Below are 18,354 nucleotides of genomic sequence, written 5' to 3'. Positions count from 1 at the left end.
GGCCGGGACTATTTTTTGTACATCCCAATAGTCCAGTCTTCCCTGTCCCACGCCCCAGACAACCGGAGCGCGCATCGATGAATAGCCCTATCAACAAGATCGTCATCGTCGACGATGAAGCCCACATCCGCTCGCTCTTGCAGCAGACACTGGAAGAACTGGAGGGTTCTCCCCCCATCCTCACCGCGCCCAACGGCGCAATGGGGTTGGCGTTGATCGAGAAAGAGCACCCTCGGCTCGTGTTCCTCGACGTCATGATGCCGCTGATGAATGGCTACGACGTCTGTGCCGCCGTGCGCAAAAACCCTGCGCTGGCCGACGTCACCATCGTCATGCTCACCGCCAAAGGCCAGGAAGCAGACCGCATTCATGGGCTTGATGTCGGCGCGCACCATTTCGTGACCAAACCTTTCGACCCGGACGAGATCCTCGAACTCGCCCGCTCCGTCTTCGACGCAGCATGAAACCCCTGGGGCGCTTGCTCAAACCCGCGTGGGTACGGCGGCAATTCGACCGGATTGCCGCACTGCTTCCTGCCGGAGGGCAATGCGTACTGTGGGTGGGTGATACCGTGCTGGCGCAGTGCGGCGCTCCCGCCGTCAATTCCGACGCCGTGACCGCATCCTGCCCGCTGCGCATCGAGGAAGAAGCCATCGGCAAGGTATGCGTACACCTCCCTGCCACATCTTCCGCCACGCTCGCACAACACTGGGCAAACTTTGTGGGCGACACAGCGCAGTCGCAGGTGGATGCCGCAGTGGCCGTGCGCGCCGTCACGCAGGAAACGCTGGAAAGCTACCGGGAGCTTTCCCTGCTGCAACGCGCAGTCACCGAGCTTAACCACAGCCTCCAACCCACGGCCGTGATCCAGGCACTGCTGCGGGAATTCGACGCAACCCGCAACGCTCCAGAATTTGGGGCGATCTTCCTGTACTCCCCCGAATCCGGCAAGCATTCGCTAGAACAATGTTTTGGCGAGGATTGCCGTACCGCCTTCGAGGAACTGCACGGTAGCCGGGTCTTCGACATCATGGCCCAGGCAGAGACAGGGGATATTGCCAACGACTGGACGCACTCCCCGCACTGGACGGGGGAATCCACGCAATTCTGTTCGCTGCTGTGGCTACCTTTGTTCGCCCATGACCGGCGCCTGGGGTTGCTCGTCCTCGCTTCCCGGCAGACCGAAGCCTTCAGCGCCGCCGACCTCAAGCGCGCACGCACCCTGGCTTCCGTTGCAGCGACTGCACTGCGCAACGCCCAGTTGTACGCTGCCGAACAGCAAATGTTCGAGTCCTTCGTTCACATCATCGCCACGACGATCGACGCCAAATCCCCCTACACGGCCGGGCACTGTCGGCGCGTGCCGGAAATCGCCCTCGATCTGGCCGATAGGGCACACCACTGCGAACAAGGCCCCCTTGCCGCTTTTTCGATGGAGGCAACCGACCGCAAGGCGCTCGAAATCGCAGCGCTGCTGCACGACTGTGGCAAGGTCATCACCCCGGAATGGGTCGTCGCCAAAGCCACCAAGCTCGAAGGCATCGTCAACCGTGCCGACCTGCTGGCTCTGCGTTGCGAAATCCTGCGCCATACTGCCACGAACGCCTATCTGCGCGCCATCGCCAACGGCCAGGATCCCCATGCGCAGCGCCCCCGGTTGACGGCTCGGCTGTGCGAGATCGACGAGGACTTCGCCTTCCTGCTGCGCTGCAACCTTGGCACCGAATTCCTTCGGGAAGAGCATATAGAACGCATCCACCGTATTGCCCAACAACGGTGGACGGACATCCACGGCGACACCCATCCCATGCTGACCGACGACGAGGTCTACAACCTGTGCATCGCCCGGGGCACGCTCAACACTCACGAACGCAAGACCATCGAAGATCACGCCGCCCACACGATCGCGATGCTCTCGCAGATTCGCTTTCCCTACGAGCTGCGCAATGTCCCGGAATACGCAGCCGGACACCACGAGCGCATCGATGGCAAGGGGTATCCACGCGGGCTGACCGGGCAGCAGCTTTCGGTGCCGGCCCGGATCATGGCCATTGCCGACATCTTCGAGGCCCTCACGGCCCCCGACCGTCCCTACCGCCGCCCCAGCACCTTGAGCTGGGCCATCGACACGATGCACAAGATGCGGATCGAAGGGCACATCGACAGCGACCTGTTCGACCTCTTCCTGCGCGACGGGGTGTACCTCGCCTATGCCCGCAAGCATTTGCCTGCGGCACAGATCGACGAGGTCGATGTAGCCCCCTACCTGCAGCGCTAACGTGCCTTCCGCCTTTCAATCCCGCCTGTTCCGGCGCATCTATATCCTGATCACGGTTGGCTTGGCCGTGCTCTTCGGCGTGCTGTACGCGCTGTCCGTACCCTTCACCCAACGTACCGTTGCCGACCTGGAAGAGCGCTCCGCCCACACCATCCTCGACAACGTCTACGAATTGGTCGAAAAAATCCACACCGACCAGCAAGTGGCGCGCGCTGCCCTGATCGAGGAACGCAAGGAAGCCCTGCGCCATATCGTCGAAGTCGTCCACTCCCGCGCGCAGATGCTCGACGCCAAGGTTCACCAAGGCGCCATGACCCGTGCGGCTGCCCGGCAAGCGCTACTCGAAGAACTGCGGCACATCCGGTATGGCCACGGTGGGTACATCTTCGCCGCAGACTACCAGGGAACGACCCGTGCGCACATCGACCCCGCCCTGATCGACCAAGACTTTTCCACGCAGCGCGATGCCCACGGCAACCTGATCCTGCAGCCGATGATCGACGGCGCACGGCGGGCTGGCGAAGGGTTCCACATCTACTGGTGGCGTCGCCTCGGTGAGCCTACGCCCTCGGAAAAACTGAGCTATTACAAGAATCTCGAATCCTTCGGCCTGGTCATCGGCAGCGGGATGTACCTCGACGACATCGACGCAGCCATGCGCACCCGGCTTGCCGTCGCGACCGACAACCTGCGTCGGCGCCTGCGCACAATCCACATCGCCCAATCCGGGTATGTCTACATCTTCACAGGCAAGATGCAGATGATCATCCACCCCAACGCCAACATCGAGGAAACGGATGTATCGGGCCTCATCGACCAAGCCACGGGGAAGCCACTGATGCCCATGCTTCAGGCCGCCGCCGATACGACATCCGGGCTGCGTTACCAATGGAATTGCCCCTTTACCTTAGGGGAAGGCGTGTGCGACAAAATTTCCTGGGTTCGCCACCATGTGGGGTACGACTGGTACATCGGCGCCAGCGTTTACCTCGCAGACCTCAACGCTAGTGGCATTGCTCTGCGCAACCGGATGCTGACGGTGTTTGGAACTACCTGGCTGGTTGCCATGGCGCTGGTGTATCTCTTCACACGCACGCTGACGACACCGCTACAACGACTCAGCGCCACCGCCCACCGCATCCAGCAGGGCGACCTCAACGCACGCTGCCCTCTGCTTGGCAACGACGAAATCGGCATCGTCGCGCAGGCCTTCAACGCCATGGTGGCCCAGCTCCAAGACAATATTCGCCATCTGGACGAGAAAGTGTCCCAACGCACGAGCGAGCTGGCCCATGCCAACGAAGAGCTACAACAGCTCGATCGCCTCAAGACGGACTTTCTCTCGACCATCTCCCACGAGCTGCGCACCCCCACGACGTCGATCGTCGGGTTCTCCAAACTGATTCGCAAAAAGCTTGATGCCGCCGTATTCCCCATCGTTCCCGACGATGCGTCCGCGCAGCGCGCCATCGTGCAGATTCGCCAAAACCTGGATATCGTCGCAGGGGAAGGCGAACGCCTGACCCGATTGATCACCGACGTCCTCGACAGCGCGCAACTTCAGGCGGGGCGCGTGGATTGGCGGTTTGCCACGCTGCCTGTGCAGCGTATCCTCGACCGGCTCCGTGACGCCACGTCCACGCTCTTTGCAAAAAGTCCCTACACGCTGGTCTTTGACATCCACCCCCCGATACCGGACATCCGCGCAGACGACAACCGCATCTTGCAAGTATTGGTCAACCTTGTGGACAACGCCGTCAAATTCGGCCATGATGGGGACATCGTCGTGGGGGTACAGGCATTGCCTGCGGCCGTGTGCTTTCGGGTCGAAGATCACGGCCCCGGTATCGCACCAGAAGCGCAGCAGAGACTCTTCCAGTCCTTTCAACAACTTGGCGATACCCTCACCGAAAAGCCCCAGGGCACGGGCCTGGGGCTTTCCATCTGCCGCCGTATCGTCGAGCATCACGGTGGCAAAATCTGGCTCGAATCTACGCTCGGGCAAGGAAGTGTATTTTTCTTCACTGTGCCGCTGGCCCATGGCGATTCTTGACACGATGCCGTGCAGGGCCGCAGGAAGCGATTTTCCGCACTGCTTCCCCGGGTGGATGGACTCTCTCCCACCACGCAGTTCTTCTGGTTTTCAAACAGGGTAGTCGTTCATGTCTGTAACGTTGTCCAAGGAAGAAGCGTACACCCGTCTTGGTGCGATCGTCCGTGAAATGCACGAAGCCCTGACTCTGCTTGGCTCCAACCAGTTGAATTCGATCGTCCAGGAAATTCCCAACGCCCGCGACCGGCTGACCTATGTCGGCAAAATGACCGAGGACGCCGCCAACAAGGTGCTTGGCCTCGTAGAAAAAGCCAAGCCCGATTGCGACCACCTCGCCACCCACGGCAGCGAGCTAAGCCAATCGCTTGCGCGGATGGCGTCTGCGGAGGATTTCAGCGTTGATCGCGCCCGTGCTTTGCTCATGGTATGTGGCAAGTTCGCCGACCGCACGGCCCGTTTTGCGCAAGATCAAGCCGAGACACTCAGTGACATCATGATGGCCCAGGACTTTCAGGATTTGTCCGGGCAGGTGATCAAGAAAGTCGTCGACATCATCAACCGCACCGAAGTACAGCTCGTTCAATTGCTGCTCGACAGCTCTCCCGGCGCATCCACCGCCGAATCACCGGATCCATCGGCTACGCAGACCGCAACCATGAATGTGAACGATCACCGTTTGGAAGGCCCGCAAACAGCCGATGACGCGCTCAAACAAAGCGACGTCGACGATCTTCTTGCTTCTCTGGGGTTCTAAGTACAGCCCGCTTCCTTCCCCTTCCTTGTCTTGTCCCGCTGCACAGTCCGGAGCATTGCGCGTACCGGCCGCCAGCCCGATGCCCTCCTGGAGACAGCATCCATGAACATTCCGTCCCAAGGCTGCCAGCGCCTGTTTTCCCGGGTTCCCTTCCACGCTCCGGTGCGTCTGCACCTGACTAATCAGACCCTGGATGTCGAGCTGCTCGACATCGCCCTGCGTGGCGCCCTGGTGCGCATTGATACCGCTGCGCCGGTGGCCCTGCAGGAGCCTTGCCGTCTGGTGCTTCCTCTGGCTACGGAGGAAGACTCCATCGAGATGCACGGCGTCGTCGTCCATCTGGAGGGGCCGAACGTCGGCATCTCCTGCCAAGACATCGACGTGGCCAGCCTCACGAGCTTGCGCCGCCTGCTCGAACTCAACACGGGGGATGCCGAGTTGATGGATCGCGAACTTTCTCTTCTTTTCGCCAAGCGCTGAACCACAGCGAACCCACTGCGGAACGTACCGGCGTACGTATACGCAAAGGCGCACCAAGGATTCTCATGAAATGTGTGGATGATTTCCGCCTGACTTTCGGCACCCGCGAATACGTTCCGATCATCGTTGGCGGAATGGGTGTTGATATTTCGACGGCGGAATTGGCCTTGGAAGCAGCCCGGCTGGGCGGCATCGGCCACATCTCCGACGCGATGGTGACTGACGTCTCCGACCGCCGTTTCGATACCAGTTTCGTCAAGGACAAAACCCGGCTGTACCGCTACAACATCCACAACAGCGACAAGTCCGAGGTCAAGTTTCATCTCGGCGCCATTGCGGAAGCGACCCGCCGCCACGTGGGCGCGACGATGGAAGCGAAACAGGGCGACGGGCTGATCTTTGTGAACTGCATGGAAAAGCTGACGATGAACGCCCCGCGCGAGACCCTGCAAGTACGCATGGCCAGCGCGCTCGACGCGGGCGTCGACGGCATCACCCTGAGCGCCGGGCTGCATCTGGGGTCCTTCGCGCTGATCGCCGACCACCCGCGTTTTCGCGACGCCAAGCTCGGGATCATCATTTCCTCGGTACGCGCCTTGCAGCTCTTTCTGCGCAAGAACGCCAGGCTCGATCGCCTGCCGGACTTCATCGTCGTCGAAGGCCCATTGGCCGGTGGGCATCTGGGGTTTGGCATGGACTGGGCGCAGCATGACTTGGCCACCATCGTGCATGAAGTGCATCAGTACCTACTGCAAGAACACTTGACGATCCCCGTCATTGCCGCAGGGGGCATCTTCACGGGGAGCGACGCCGTATCCTTTCTCGAAACGGGATCTGCAGCAGTGCAGGTGGCAACGCGGTTTACCGTCACGCACGAATGCGGCTTGCCTGCCGATGTCAAACAGGAATACTTCCGCGCCAGCGAGGCAGACATCGAGGTCAACACCATCTCCCCGACGGGGTACCCGATGCGTATGCTCAAAAACTCGCCCGCCATCGGCGACGGCATCCGCCCCAACTGCGAGTCGTACGGATACCTGCTCGACGGCAACGGCCACTGCGCGTACATCAGCGCCTACAACCGCGAACTGGCCCTGCACCCCGACGGCAAGAACCTGTCCGTCAAGGACAAAACCTGCCTATGCACCCAGATGCGCAACTTCCGCTGCTGGACTTGCGGGCACAACACCTACCGGCTCAAGGACACCACGCGCCGCACGCCGGAAGGCGGATATGTGTTGCTCAGCGCAGAGCACGTCTTCCGGGACTACCAGTACAGCAAGGACGGGGACATCGCGCCTGCGCCTGCCGCGTAGGCGCGCACCCGGTGTCATCACGATGGCAGCCTTTTTCCGCCATCGCCGCGCCTCCTGTGCCTCCCCTACCGCACCACCGCCAGCGTCGCGAGCTTGCCTGCGCGGATCGTCTTGAAGGTCAGCGCTCCATTGCGCAAATCGCCTTTCTCATCGAAGCTGATGGGGCCGGTGATGCCGGGGTAATCCCGGGTCGCAGCCAAAACGGGTAGATAGTGCGCAGGGTCGGCTGACCCCGCTTGCTGCATTGCCGCGACCATCACACGCACGGCGTCATACACATAGGGTGCATAAAGCTGCACATCGGTGCCAAAGCGCGCGCGGAATCGGGCCTTGAAGGCTTCCAGCGTCGCGACGCCGACCCCTTCGACGCCACCGGCTTCGGCGCAGAACACCTTGTCGTCTGCAATGGTGTTCCCGCTCAAGCGATACAGGGCGGACGAACAAATGCCGTCCCCACCCATGAACTTCGCATCGATAGCCAACGCCTTCATCTGTTTCAGCATTGGGCCAGCCACGGCATCAAGCCCCCCCAGAAAGATCAGGTCGGGTTGCTTGCCCTTGATCGAAGTCAGGATTGGCGCGAAATCGACGGCCTTGTCCGTCGTGAACTCGCGTGCGACGATGTTGCCCCCGGCCTGCTGCACAGCCTTGATGAACTCCTCGGCCACCCCCTGCCCATACGCAGTACGGTCATCAATGACGGCAATAGCCTTGCTCTGCAAGGTCGTCACTGCATACTGCCCCAGCGCGCTGCCCAGCCGGGTATCGTCGGCAACGACGCGAAACGTCGTGCGGAACCCTTGCCTCGTCAGACGCGGGTTCGTCGCCGCAGGGGTGATCTGCGGAATGCCGGCTTCGTGGTAGATGCGGGAAGCAGGAATCGACGTGCCGGAGTTGAGGTGGCCGACGACCCCGGAGACCTTCGCATCGACCAGCTTTTGCGCCACGGCCGTTCCCTGCTTGGGGTCAGAGGCATCGTCTTCGAGCAACAGCTCGATCCGCACCTTCTGCCCGCCGATCGTGATTCCTTCGGCGTTGAGGTCGGCAGCAGCAAGCAACGCACCGTATTCGTTGTCCTTGCCCAGGTGGGCATTGGCCCCCGTCGTCGGCGCCACATGGCCAATGCGCACCACGGTCACGTCCTGCGGTTCCCCAGCCGCAGGTGCTTCCTGACGGTTTCCACACGCTGCCAGCGCGATGCATGCAGCCAGTAGCCAAAGCTTTCCGCATTGCGGGATGCCGTTACGTGGGGTGTGGTTCTTCCTGGTTTCCATGGTGCTCCGTTTTGTGGGTATCAAGGTTTGGGGGTTCCGACAAAGCCTGCCGGACGAGTGCCTCCAACTGTGTACGCAACTGCTCTTGCACCTGCGTCCGAATCTGCTGCAACCCTTGCTCGAAAACCTCGCGCGCAAGGCGGTCGAGGTGCTCGTCCACGTACTGGTTCATCTGCTGCGCACAGTGTGCCAGCACGCGGCCATAGAGCGCATCGTCCGCAACCGTCTCGGCAGATTCCTGCACAGCGGGGGTGGGTTCGACGACTTCGGTCAGCGTCGGGACGAAACGTGGCGGCGCAGGCGTGCTCATGCATCCCCTTGCTGATGCGTCGTGGGGACGACCCCTGCCGCTGCGTAGTGCTTCCAGCGCCGCCGCGCCTGCCTTTTGTCTTCTTCGTCTTGCCCTACGATTTCGATGACCCGGGCATAACGGGGAAACTCCTGCGCCACGTCGGCGCCGAGGTTCAGCAAAAAGGCCTGGGCTGCGACGTCTTCGCTCCACGGCGGCGCTGCGGGGTCGAGCACGATCGGCGTTCGCGCCAGCACGCCATACGGCGCGCCCCCCCGGCAGTGGGGCAAAAACGCACCTTGAGACCACAGCGAAGCGTCAAGCTCGTCGAGCGTCTGCGCATCGCCGCGCACCCATACCGTTTTTTCTTGGCGAACCGCCTTGTGCAGCAAGCGGCGGGCGTAGTCGAGCCGATCCCCGACGTGCAAATGGAAAGAGACTTCAGCCACTCCTATTCCCCGACAGCCTGCACAGTCGCCAGCAAATACTCCAGCAACAAGGGCACGGGCCGACCCGTGGCGCCTTTGGCGTCGCCACTTTTCCAGGCCGTCCCGGCGATGTCCAGGTGCGCCCAGGGGTATCCCTGCGCAAAACGCTGGAGGAATTTCGCAGCGGTGATCACCCCCGCAGGCCGCCCAGCGACGTTGGCCACGTCGGCAAAGTTCGACTTCAGCCCTTCCGCATACTCTTCATCCAACGGCAAGGGCCAGCAGGGGTCGAGCGCGGCATCCCCAGCAGCGGACAAGGCTGCGGAAAGCGCGGCATCGCTCGCAAACAGCCCGCTGCGCACCTTGCCGAGCGCGATCACGCAAGCCCCGGTCAACGTGGCGATGTCGATCACGGCATGGGGGGCGAAGCGCTGGGCGTACGCGAGTGCATCGCAGAGGATCAACCGACCTTCTGCATCGGTATTGAGTATCTCGATGGTCTGGCCGCTCAGGCTGGTGACCACATCGCCAGGCTTGACTGCCCTCCCGCTAGGCAGGTTCTCGCAAGCGGGGATCAACCCCACGACGGAAATGTCCGGCTGCAACTCGCCCAGCGCGCGGAAAACGCCGAGCACGCTGGCCGCGCCGGACATATCGAACTTCATCTCGTCCATGTCCGCAGCGGGCTTGATGCAGATTCCCCCACTATCAAAAGTGATGCCCTTGCCCACGAGCACGATGGGAGGGTGCTGCGGTGTGGGGTCAGCCTTCTTTTTGCGCGCCGGGGCGTTGTAGCGCAAGACGATGAATTGGGGTGGCTCTTCCGACCCCTGCGCCACGGCAAGGAAAGCACCCATGCCGAGCTTGTGCGCATCCCCAGCGTCGAGCACCTTGCAGGTAATACGCGCATAGCACTTCAGCGAGGCAGCAGCCCGCGCAAGCATCCGGGGCGTTGCGTGGTTGGCAGGACGGTTGGCCCAGTCCTTGGCAAACTCGACCCCATGCACCGTCGCTACCGCTGCGTCGAAGGCAGCCTGCACGGCGGCAGGATCGGGGACGGCCACGTGCAAGGTCTGCGGAAACCGCCCCTTAGGCTCGGTCTTGGTCAGCTCGAAACGGTAGGTCGTCTCCGCCACGGCAAGCAATGCCGCCTGGAGCTGGCGCGCATCGGGCTGTTGGGCAAAGGCCAACGCAACGGCAGTGGGCTTTGTCGCAGCCAGCAACGCGGCAGCGGCCGAGGCAGCCTTGCGCACCTGCGCGGGGGTGCCGTCTTCCGTATGGGCCAGCAACACGCGCCGCCAGGGCACGTCAGCGGGACGGTACACGTCGAGCACGTTCCTGTCGATGGGAGCCAGATCGCCCGATTCCAGGGCGAGGGTGGTGATCCGCGCCAGAGGATGGAGCCACTGCACCGGCGGACGGCTGCATAGCACGATGCCTTCCTGCACCTCGGCTACTTCCAGCTCATCCAGCGCCACCAAAGTGAAACCCAGCCCGAAGTCCATAATCATTTCCCTTTTTGCCCGGAATCGTTCGACGATGTTATTCCATTCGTCCATTCGGCAAGAGTTGTCCCGCAGCTTTAGCGCAGTGCTGATCGTCCTATTGACGGTGGTGATGACGATGACGCTGATCCGCACGCTGGGCATGGCTTCCCGAGGGGGAATCGCCCCGGCGGACATCTTGGTCGCGATGGGGCTGACCGTCTTTTCCTATGCGCCCACGCTGCTGACGATGGGACTGTTCATCGCCATCATCGTGAGCCTGTCGCGTATGCACCGCGACAACGAAATGATCGTCTGGCAATGCAGCGGGCGCGGCGTGCTATCCCTATTGCCCGTGCTGCTGCGTTTTGCCTGGCCGGTGCTGCTGGTCATCGCCGGGCTGGCGCTGTGGGTGGTGCCGTGGGCGAATCAGCGTATCGACTACCTCAAGGCGCAATTCGAGCACCGCAGCGACGTCGAGCGCGTGGAGCCAGGGCAGTTCCGCGAGTCTGCGCGGGGGGAACGGGTGTTTTTCGTCGACAAGGACACTGCCAACGCCAAGGCTGCCTCGCACGTCTTCGTTTCCACGCATCTGCCCGACAGGGAAATCGTCACCTCGGCGCGCTCCGGCCGCGTCGAACACCGGCCTGACGGCACCTATGTGCTACTGGAACAAGGGCAAAACCTGGAGATCGACCCCCGGTCGGCCACGGTGCGCGTCACCGCTTTCGAGCAATACGGCACGCGCATCACAGCGCGGGGCGAAACAGGCGACGACCGCCCACCACCCAAAACCGTACACACCGCCACGCTGCTTGCCGACCCCACCCCGGCACACCTTGCCGAGCTGTTTTGGCGCTTGAGCCTGGTACTGGCTGCGGGGAATTTCCTGCTGATCGCCGTGGTCGTCTCCCACGTCCAGCCCCGCGCAGGGCGCGGCGCAAACCTGATCCTTGCGCTATGCACCTTCGTCGTCTACCAAAACCTGTTGCACCTGGGGCACAACTGGGTGACGCATTCCGTATTCGTCTGGTGGCACTGCCTGCTAGGGCTGCATGGAGTGGTGTTGGTGCTGGTTGTGGCGCGGATATTGGCTTTGCAGCACCCGTGGGGGCTACGCGATCTGCGCTGACCACAACCCTCAAGTAGACACCATGCGAACAATCCGCAAACTCCTGCACGCTGAAATCCTGATCGCCGTTGCTTTTGCAACGCTGGCCTTTCTTTCCCTGTTCTTTTTTTTCGACCTCGTCGAAGAGATGCAGGCAGTGACCCGGCACGATGGCACGGGGTACACGCTGACGCAGGCGCTGGGGTATGTTGCGCTGATCGCTCCTACGCATCTGTACGAGCTGCTTCCCATCACCGTGCTGATCGGCACCATCTTCGTGATGGCGCGGCTGGCGCAAAGTTCCGAGTACGTCATTCTGCGCACAAGCGGGCTGGGCCCGTGGCGGGCATTGGGCACGCTGCTGTCGCTCGGCTTGGTTTTCGTCGTCCTGACTTTCGTCCTCGGCGACTACGTGGCCCCGTCAGCCAGCCGGGCTGCGGAGTTGCTCAAAGCGCAGTACACGGGCCATATCACCGTGGGGCACACGGGGGCCTGGCTCAAGGAAAAACAGCCTGGGCGGCAGTTCATGGTCAACGTGGGCGAATTGGCCGCAGACGGCAGCTTGCGCGGGGTACGCCTATTCGAGTTCGACGACGCAGGCATTCTGGTCGCGACGACGCAGGCAGACCGGGCCGTACTCGAAGAAGTGGGCGCATGGCGGCTGTATGCGGTGCAGCGAACGGTGTTTCCGCACCCTGCCGATGCCGACGGCGCCGTGGTGCGGGAGTCGCAGGCAGAGTTGCGCTGGGCCAACCACCTGGGGGTGGAAACCATTTCTGCCGCCCTGCTACGCCCTGGGCGTATGCGCACCGTCGATCTCTACGGATACATCGCGCACCTGCACAGCAATAGGCAGGCTGCGCAACGCTACGAAATCGAGTTCTGGCGCAAGGTGTTCTATCCCTTGAGCTGCCTGGTGATGGTCGTGCTGGCGTTGCCTTTTGCGTACCTGCACTTCCGCTCGAACCGCATCGCCACCTACGTCTTCGCCGGAGTGCTGGCGGGGATCAGCTTTTTTCTGCTCAACAACGTGATGGGCTACGTTGGCAACTTGCGCCACTGGGCACCATGGTTCGCTGCGGCGCTGCCGGGGATGGTCTATTCGGCCTTATCGCTGGGAGCTTTTGGGTGGCTGGTGGTGCGGAGGTAATGAGCCGATGCCACGATCTAGCAACATCCCACGGATTACGGACCGATGCAGCAATTGGTACAGCCGCACGGTGGAGTGGTCATGCAAAATTTCCCACGAGGTGGGAAAATGATGAATTGTGAAATAGATACTATGCCTACTATTTCCATGTTTTACGGCGTTCTGATTCGAATGTTTTTCGGGACATTGATCGTCATAGCGTTGCGCATATTCATGCCGAATATCAGGGGGAAGTGGGTACATATTCCATTCCTGATGGGGTATTGCTTGCAGGAAATTTGCCGCAAAACAAGCATAAACTTGTTGTGGCATGGATTGAAATTCATCAGGATGACCTATTGGCTGACTGGGAACTTGCAGTCAATGGCCAGAAGCCATTTCCCATCAAAGGACTTGACCAATGAAAATCACACACCTTACCCCCCATGCAGACTGGTCGATCACCGTCACTGCCGACGACGGCAGAGTAGGGCATTTTGATGTGCGTCCTTATCTGCAATATGAAGCATTTTCACCATTGAAAGACATTGATCGATTTATGGAGTGCCATAACGGCGGATACTTTGTGGAGTGGGACTGTGGCGCGGACCTCTGCGTTGATACGATCGAGACAAAAATGGGAAAGGAAGTGACCAAAGTGCAACGGAGTCCGTGTACCCAATAACCTCACGCAACAACAACAGATCATGCCTACGATCAGCCAGTTTTTCGGCATACTCATCCACATGTATATCCGTGGCGAACACAATCCACCACATTTTCATGCCCTCTATGCCGAGTATGAAGCACAGCTCAACATTCAAACACTAGAAGTCATTGAAGGCAAACTTCCACGACGGGCACTGGCCATGGTGCTGGAGTGGGCTGCCGAACATCGAACCGAACTGATGGAAGACTGGAATTTATGTCAAGCCAAACAATTACCCAACCCCATCAAACCACTGGAATAATCCCCGCCGCACCCTGGCGAGTGTGTGCATGTAGTGTGCTGGCCGACTGGAAACTGGCAGTCACCTTTAATGATGGTTTGAGTGGTATGGTGGATATGTGTACGTTGGTGCATCAAGACAATGCGGGTGTATTTAAGCCGTTGCGTGATGTCGCTTTTTTTGAATCTGCTTACCTTGAATATGGTGCAGTGACATGGCCTAATGGGGCGGATATATCACCCCTGGCCATGTACAAAGCCATAAAGCGCGATGGTATCTGGCAAGGGGATGATGAATTGTGCTGATGGAATGTAACCGTTGAACGTGAAAGAACAAAAGAAGTATAGCAATGTATCCTTATCTTACAAAGGTTACAGGCCGTTTTGATGGTGTTCGGACGCACAGGGCGGTTAGCCAACGTAGCCCAGATGGAATGAAATGGAATCCGGGGTTGTGTGAACCCAACTCCACAAAATGCGTATGTGCCATTCCCTGGATTCTGCTTCGCTTCATCCAGGCTACTTGCTGCACCGATACGATCAAATTGCCCCTTTGAAATAGCCAACAGGTGACAGTATGTACTGGGACGTGATGGAACAGGGTGGCAGATATTTATGCCTTCTTTGACTACGGAGGAAATGCAATCTTTTGCAACACGCCGTGGATTGGGCGTTTTGCAAAGCATCGAACCGGGTGAAGGGTTTTGGCTCAATGTGGCCAGCACCGTATCGCTGGAATTACAAGCTGACAAACCGTTCATTCTGAAGAATACGAACTTGGTTCGTGGCTGGAATCTCGCTGCGACGGGAGAAGAATGCACGCCTTCCGCGTTCCATCGATCTTTGAGCGCGACTCCACCAGCGGATGATGTGGTGCCCAACCTTATCAAAACGCTGTGGGTATGGAATCACGATACCTCCAAGTGGTATTTCTATTCCCCTGCTTTGGAAGCGCAAGGGGGGTTGGGGCAAGATAGTCCGCTCGTGGAATACATTTCCCGCCTCGGTTACCTCGATTTCACCCAAGACCACAAAACCCTTGGGAACGGTATCGGTTTTTGGGTGAATAAGCGATAGGCAATAAGCGATAGGCATCTCGCTGCCTTATGCGATCGCTGGCCACCGCTGCACATTGCGCCGACCCCAACCGCCCTCCTCCTACAATTTCCCGCACTTCCCCCGCCCTACACCCCGCCGACCACCCTCGGCGGGGTTTTTGTGTTTTCTGTTTTTCGATCCAGGATTTGCATGGATTTGCCCAAATTGGCGCACGGCAAGCGGTTTGCCTTGCCTCTTCCCCCCGGTTCCGCCGACGCGATGTTGTTGGCGGAGTTGGCCTCCCGCGAAGCAGCCCAGGGCAGGATCGTTGCCGTCGTTACTGCGGATGCCGTCGACGCGCAACGGCTGTGCGAGGAAATCGCGTTCTTCGCACCCCAGTTGCGCTGCGTGCTGTTTCCCGACTGGGAAACCCTGCCTTTCGATACCTTTTCGCCGCACCAGGATCTGATTAGCGAGCGGCTATCCACCCTGTGGCGCATCCGCCGCTTTGACCCTGCCGACGTCGCGGATGTCGTCTTGCTGAGCGCGACATCCGCGCTGCACCGGCTTGCTCCGCCCAGCTTTCTGGCGGGAACCACCTTCCATTTCGCGGTCAAGCAAAAGCTGGCCGCCGCAAGCCTGAAGGAACAGCTCACGCTGGCGGGCTACCGCAACGTCACGCAGGTGCTCAGCCCGGGGGAATACACCGTGCGCGGCGGGTTGATCGACCTGTTCCCCATGGGCAGCCCCGTTCCCTACCGCATCGACCTGTTCGACGACGATGTCGATTCGATCCGCATCTTCGACCCCGACACGCAGCGCAGCGCCAAAGAAACGGTGCAGGAAGTGCGTCTGCTCCCCGGCCACGAGTTCCCGATGGATGAGGAGGCGCGCAAGGGTTTCCGTAGCCGTTGGCGCGAGACCTTCGAAGGCGATCCCTCTCGCAGCCAGGTGTACCAAGACATCAGCAAGGGCATCGCAGTCGGTGGGATCGAGTACTACCTGCCGCTATTTTTTGACGACACCGCGACGATCTTCGACTACCTCGGCGCAGACGCCACGGTGGCCACGGTGGTATTGCATGGCGACATTCCCCAAGCCATAGCGCATTTCTGGAAAGACATTGCCGAACGCCACCGCATGGCTGGCATGACCCCACACCGCCCTGTGCTCCCGCCGGGGGCGCTATTTCTGAGCGGGGAGCAGTTCTACGAACGCGCCAATCGCCACGCGCAGTTGGCGCTGCGTCCTGGTGGGGACGCGCCTGCTGCGGAAGGCGCTTTCCACAACCTGGGTGATGTGTCCGTCACACGCGGCGCCGAAGACCCGATGGCCCGGCTGCGTGCGCACATCCAAGCCACGCCGCACAAGGTGCTGCTGCTGGCGGAAAGCGAAGGCCGCCGGTCGAGCCTGCTTGACATACTGCACTCGGCGCACATCGAGCCGGTCGGGGTCGATGCCCTGCAAGACTTTCTGCGCGGGCCGCACAAGCTGGGCATCGCGGTATGTCCGCTGGCGCGCGGGTTCTCTGCCGTCGAGCAGGGGGTCGATTTCGTCACCGAAACCGAGCTGTACCGCCTGCCCCCCGCGCAACGTCGGCGCAAAAAGCAAGAGCAGGTCAGCGACGTCGAAGCGCTGGTGCGCGACCTCAGCGAGCTGCGCCCCGGAGACCCCGTCGTGCATATCGCCCATGGCATCGGGCGGTACCGGGGGCTGATCACCATGGACGTTGGCAGTGACAAGGCACCGCGCACCGAAGAGTTTTTGCACATTGAGTACGCAGACCAAGCCTGCCTGTACGTCCCGGTCGGGCAGTTGCACCTGATCGGACGGTACACGGGCGTGGCCGCCGAAGAAGCCCCCCTGCACCGCCTAGGCAGCCCGCAATGGGAAAAAGCCAAACGCAAGGCTGCGCAACAGGTGCGTGACAGCGCGGCGGAACTGCTCGACATCTACGCCCGCCGCGCCGCGAGGGAAGGGCACGCCTTCCGCATGTCCGCGCAGGATTTCGAATCCTTCTGCGCCGATTTCGGTTTCGAGGAAACACCGGACCAACTCGCTGCAATCCATGCCGTCGTCGCCGACCTGTGCAGCCCGCGACCGATGGATCGCCTCGTCTGCGGGGATGTCGGCTTCGGCAAGACGGAAGTGGCCCTGCGCGCAGCGTTCATCGCCGTCATGGGGGGCAAGCAGGTGGCGATCCTCACGCCCACGACCCTGCTGGCCGAGCAGCACTACCAGACGATCGTCGACCGCTTCGCACGTTGGCCGGTCAAGGTGGCAGAACTGAGCCGGTTCCGATCCGCGAAGGAAAACGCCAAGGCCCTCCAAGGATTGGCGGATGGGACGATCGACATCGCCGTCGGCACCCACAAGCTGTTGAGCCAAGACGTGCGGTTCCAGGACCTGGGCCTGCTCATCATCGACGAGGAACACCGCTTCGGCGTGCGCCACAAGGAAAAGATGAAAGCGATGCGCGCCGAAGTCGACGTGCTCACGCTCACCGCCACGCCGATCCCCCGAACGATGGGCATGGCGCTCGAAGGGCTGCGCGACCTCAGCGTCATCGCCACGGCGCCGCAGCGCAGGCTGGCCATCAAAACCTTCGTTCGCGACGACAGCGAAAGCGTGATCCGTGAGGCCGTGCTGCGCGAGCTACTGCGTGGCGGGCAGGTCTACTTTTTGCACAACGAGGTCGCAACGATCGAGGACCGCCGATCCCGCCTCGAAAAACTGGTGCCCGAAGCGCGCATCGCCGTTGCGCACGGACAGATGCCCGAACGCCAGCTCGAAGGCGTGATGCGCGACTTCGTCGCCCAGCGCAGCAACCTGCTGCTGTGCTCGACGATCATCGAAACGGGGATCGACGTACCCAGCGCGAACACCATCGTCATCAGCCGCGCTGACAAATTTGGGCTGGCGCAGTTGCACCAATTGCGTGGCCGCGTAGGCCGCAGCCACCACCAAGCCTACGCCTATCTGATGATTCCCGAAGCCGCCAGCCTGGGCAAGCAAGCGCGCCAGCGGCTCGATGCCATCGTGGCAATGGAAGAACTGGGCAGCGGCTTCTACCTGGCGATGCACGACCTGGAAATTCGCGGCGCAGGCGAGGTGCTGGGGGAAAACCAGAGCGGCAACATGATGGAAATCGGCTTCCAGCTCTACAGCGACATGCTGGCCGAGGCCGTTCGCTGCTTGCGGGAAGGCAAGGAACCCGATCTGCTCGCGCCCTTGCATCCAGCAACGGAGATCAACCTTCATGCGCCCACACTGCTCCCCACCGAGTACTGTGACGACATCCACCTGCGGCTGGGGTTTTACAAAAAACTCGCTTCTGCCAAGGCGATGCGCCAGATCGACGCCGTCGTCGACGAGCTGTCTGACCGCTTCGGCCCCCTGCCCGAAGCGGCGCAGACGCTCGTCGCCTCGCACCGGCTGCGCATCGTTGCCGAAGCCTGCGGGGTACGCAAGATCGACGCCAGCCCGGAACAAGCCTTGCTCACCTTTGGCGAACGGCCTGCCATCGACCTCGCAAAAGTGGTGCGGCTGCTGCAATCCCGCAAAGACCTGAAGCTCGACAAAACCCAAACGAAACTATGGATTGCCCGCGAAGTAGCGTCCCCGCAGGAGCGTGCGCAACTGGTGCGCGACACGCTGCGCAGCATCGCTGACGACGAAGCTGCCCGCACTGTGGCGGCGTAGTGCAGAAGGGCCAGCGCCAGCGCGACTGCCGTCGCTCCTACAGCGGGAACGCAAGCGTTGTGCTGGTGT

General features: G+C 61.0%; 18 protein-coding genes. 14 read left to right on the top strand and 4 right to left on the bottom strand.

Translation table 11 applies throughout. The annotated features are described in order from the left end of the window. Positions 1 to 77 precede the first annotated feature (77 nt). The 6 genes from CENROD_RS09140 (at position 78) to CENROD_RS09115 (ending at position 6,881) form a co-directional block, all read left to right on the top strand. Positions 78 to 464 (top strand): response regulator transcription factor, encoded by a 387-nt coding sequence (locus CENROD_RS09140; RefSeq protein WP_022775008.1) that lies wholly within the window; start codon positions 78 to 80, stop codon positions 462 to 464. After that, complete coding sequence (locus tag CENROD_RS09135; protein WP_022775005.1) at positions 461 to 2,278, top strand: HD domain-containing phosphohydrolase; 1,818 nt, start codon at positions 461 to 463, stop codon at positions 2,276 to 2,278. Before CENROD_RS09140 ends, CENROD_RS09135 begins: the two co-directional genes overlap by 4 nt. Before the next feature lies 1 nt (position 2,279). Further along, on the top strand, positions 2,280 to 4,331 hold the full coding sequence (locus CENROD_RS09130; RefSeq protein WP_022775004.1) for a cache domain-containing protein: 2,052 nt from the start codon (positions 2,280 to 2,282) through the stop codon (positions 4,329 to 4,331). Positions 4,332 to 4,440: 109 nt separating this feature from the next. After that, entirely contained in the window at positions 4,441 to 5,085 is a 645-nt protein-coding gene (locus tag CENROD_RS09125) for a protein phosphatase CheZ (RefSeq protein ID WP_022775001.1), read from the top strand. A 102-nt stretch (positions 5,086 to 5,187) separates the two neighbouring features. Beyond that, positions 5,188 to 5,565: a PilZ domain-containing protein gene (locus CENROD_RS09120; RefSeq protein ID WP_022774997.1), complete on the top strand. Its 378-nt coding sequence runs from the start codon at positions 5,188 to 5,190 to the stop codon at positions 5,563 to 5,565. Positions 5,566 to 5,630: 65 nt separating this feature from the next. Further along, a complete protein-coding gene (locus CENROD_RS09115; protein ID WP_022774993.1) occupies positions 5,631 to 6,881 on the top strand; it encodes a nitronate monooxygenase in 1,251 nt (416 codons plus the stop codon). A gap of 65 nt (positions 6,882 to 6,946) precedes the next feature. On the opposite strand, the gene CENROD_RS09110 is transcribed toward CENROD_RS09115, so the two are convergent. Genes CENROD_RS09110 through CENROD_RS09095 form a run of 4 tightly spaced genes read right to left on the bottom strand, consistent with a single transcriptional unit; the run spans position 6,947 to position 10,383 of the window. Next, a complete protein-coding gene (locus tag CENROD_RS09110; RefSeq protein ID WP_022774990.1) occupies positions 6,947 to 8,155 on the bottom strand; it encodes a branched-chain amino acid ABC transporter substrate-binding protein in 1,209 nt (402 codons plus the stop codon). After that, positions 8,124 to 8,465 carry a hypothetical protein gene (locus tag CENROD_RS09105; RefSeq protein ID WP_022774986.1) on the bottom strand — a complete coding sequence of 114 codons (342 nt, stop codon included), beginning with the start codon at positions 8,463 to 8,465 and terminating at the stop codon, positions 8,124 to 8,126. The genes CENROD_RS09110 and CENROD_RS09105 overlap by 32 nt, the downstream gene beginning before the upstream one ends. Then, on the bottom strand, positions 8,462 to 8,893 hold the full coding sequence (locus CENROD_RS09100) for a DNA polymerase III subunit chi (protein ID WP_022774982.1): 432 nt from the start codon (positions 8,891 to 8,893) through the stop codon (positions 8,462 to 8,464). Before CENROD_RS09100 ends, CENROD_RS09105 begins: the two co-directional genes overlap by 4 nt. Positions 8,894 to 8,895: 2 nt before the next feature. Continuing rightward, positions 8,896 to 10,383: a leucyl aminopeptidase gene (locus CENROD_RS09095; RefSeq protein ID WP_238551772.1), complete on the bottom strand. Its 1,488-nt coding sequence runs from the start codon at positions 10,381 to 10,383 to the stop codon at positions 8,896 to 8,898. 28 nt (positions 10,384 to 10,411) lie between these two features. Between CENROD_RS09095 and lptF the strand changes: the two genes are divergently transcribed. The 8 genes from lptF (at position 10,412) to mfd (ending at position 18,285) form a co-directional block, all read left to right on the top strand. Next, positions 10,412 to 11,488: an LPS export ABC transporter permease LptF gene (gene lptF / locus CENROD_RS09090; RefSeq protein WP_022774976.1), complete on the top strand. Its 1,077-nt coding sequence runs from the start codon at positions 10,412 to 10,414 to the stop codon at positions 11,486 to 11,488. Positions 11,489 to 11,510: 22 nt separating this feature from the next. Continuing rightward, positions 11,511 to 12,617 carry an LPS export ABC transporter permease LptG gene (gene lptG / locus CENROD_RS09085; RefSeq protein WP_022774972.1) on the top strand — a complete coding sequence of 369 codons (1,107 nt, stop codon included), beginning with the start codon at positions 11,511 to 11,513 and terminating at the stop codon, positions 12,615 to 12,617. Between the two features lie 185 nt (positions 12,618 to 12,802). Beyond that, complete coding sequence (locus tag CENROD_RS09080) at positions 12,803 to 13,021, top strand: DUF4160 domain-containing protein (RefSeq protein WP_202961196.1); 219 nt, start codon at positions 12,803 to 12,805, stop codon at positions 13,019 to 13,021. Next, positions 13,018 to 13,281 carry a DUF2442 domain-containing protein gene (locus tag CENROD_RS09075; protein ID WP_022774965.1) on the top strand — a complete coding sequence of 88 codons (264 nt, stop codon included), beginning with the start codon at positions 13,018 to 13,020 and terminating at the stop codon, positions 13,279 to 13,281. The genes CENROD_RS09080 and CENROD_RS09075 overlap by 4 nt, the downstream gene beginning before the upstream one ends. 22 nt (positions 13,282 to 13,303) lie before the next feature. Then, positions 13,304 to 13,567 (top strand): DUF4160 domain-containing protein, encoded by a 264-nt coding sequence (locus CENROD_RS09070; RefSeq protein WP_041193473.1) that lies wholly within the window; start codon positions 13,304 to 13,306, stop codon positions 13,565 to 13,567. Positions 13,568 to 13,602: 35 nt separating this feature from the next. Further along, positions 13,603 to 13,851 (top strand): DUF2442 domain-containing protein, encoded by a 249-nt coding sequence (locus tag CENROD_RS09065; protein WP_202961148.1) that lies wholly within the window; start codon positions 13,603 to 13,605, stop codon positions 13,849 to 13,851. Between the two features lie 309 nt (positions 13,852 to 14,160). Further along, entirely contained in the window at positions 14,161 to 14,622 is a 462-nt protein-coding gene (locus CENROD_RS09060) for a hypothetical protein (protein WP_022774952.1), read from the top strand. A gap of 171 nt (positions 14,623 to 14,793) precedes the next feature. After that, complete coding sequence (gene mfd / locus CENROD_RS09055) at positions 14,794 to 18,285, top strand: transcription-repair coupling factor (RefSeq protein ID WP_022774949.1); 3,492 nt, start codon at positions 14,794 to 14,796, stop codon at positions 18,283 to 18,285. Positions 18,286 to 18,354: the final 69 nt, after the last annotated feature.

The organism is Candidatus Symbiobacter mobilis CR (genome assembly GCF_000477435.1).
In the GTDB taxonomy this organism is placed as follows: Bacteria; Pseudomonadota; Gammaproteobacteria; order Burkholderiales; family Burkholderiaceae_C; genus Rhodoferax; species Rhodoferax mobilis.
Note: the sequence above shows the minus strand (reverse complement) of the source record. Positions and strands in the feature narration are given on the sequence as shown.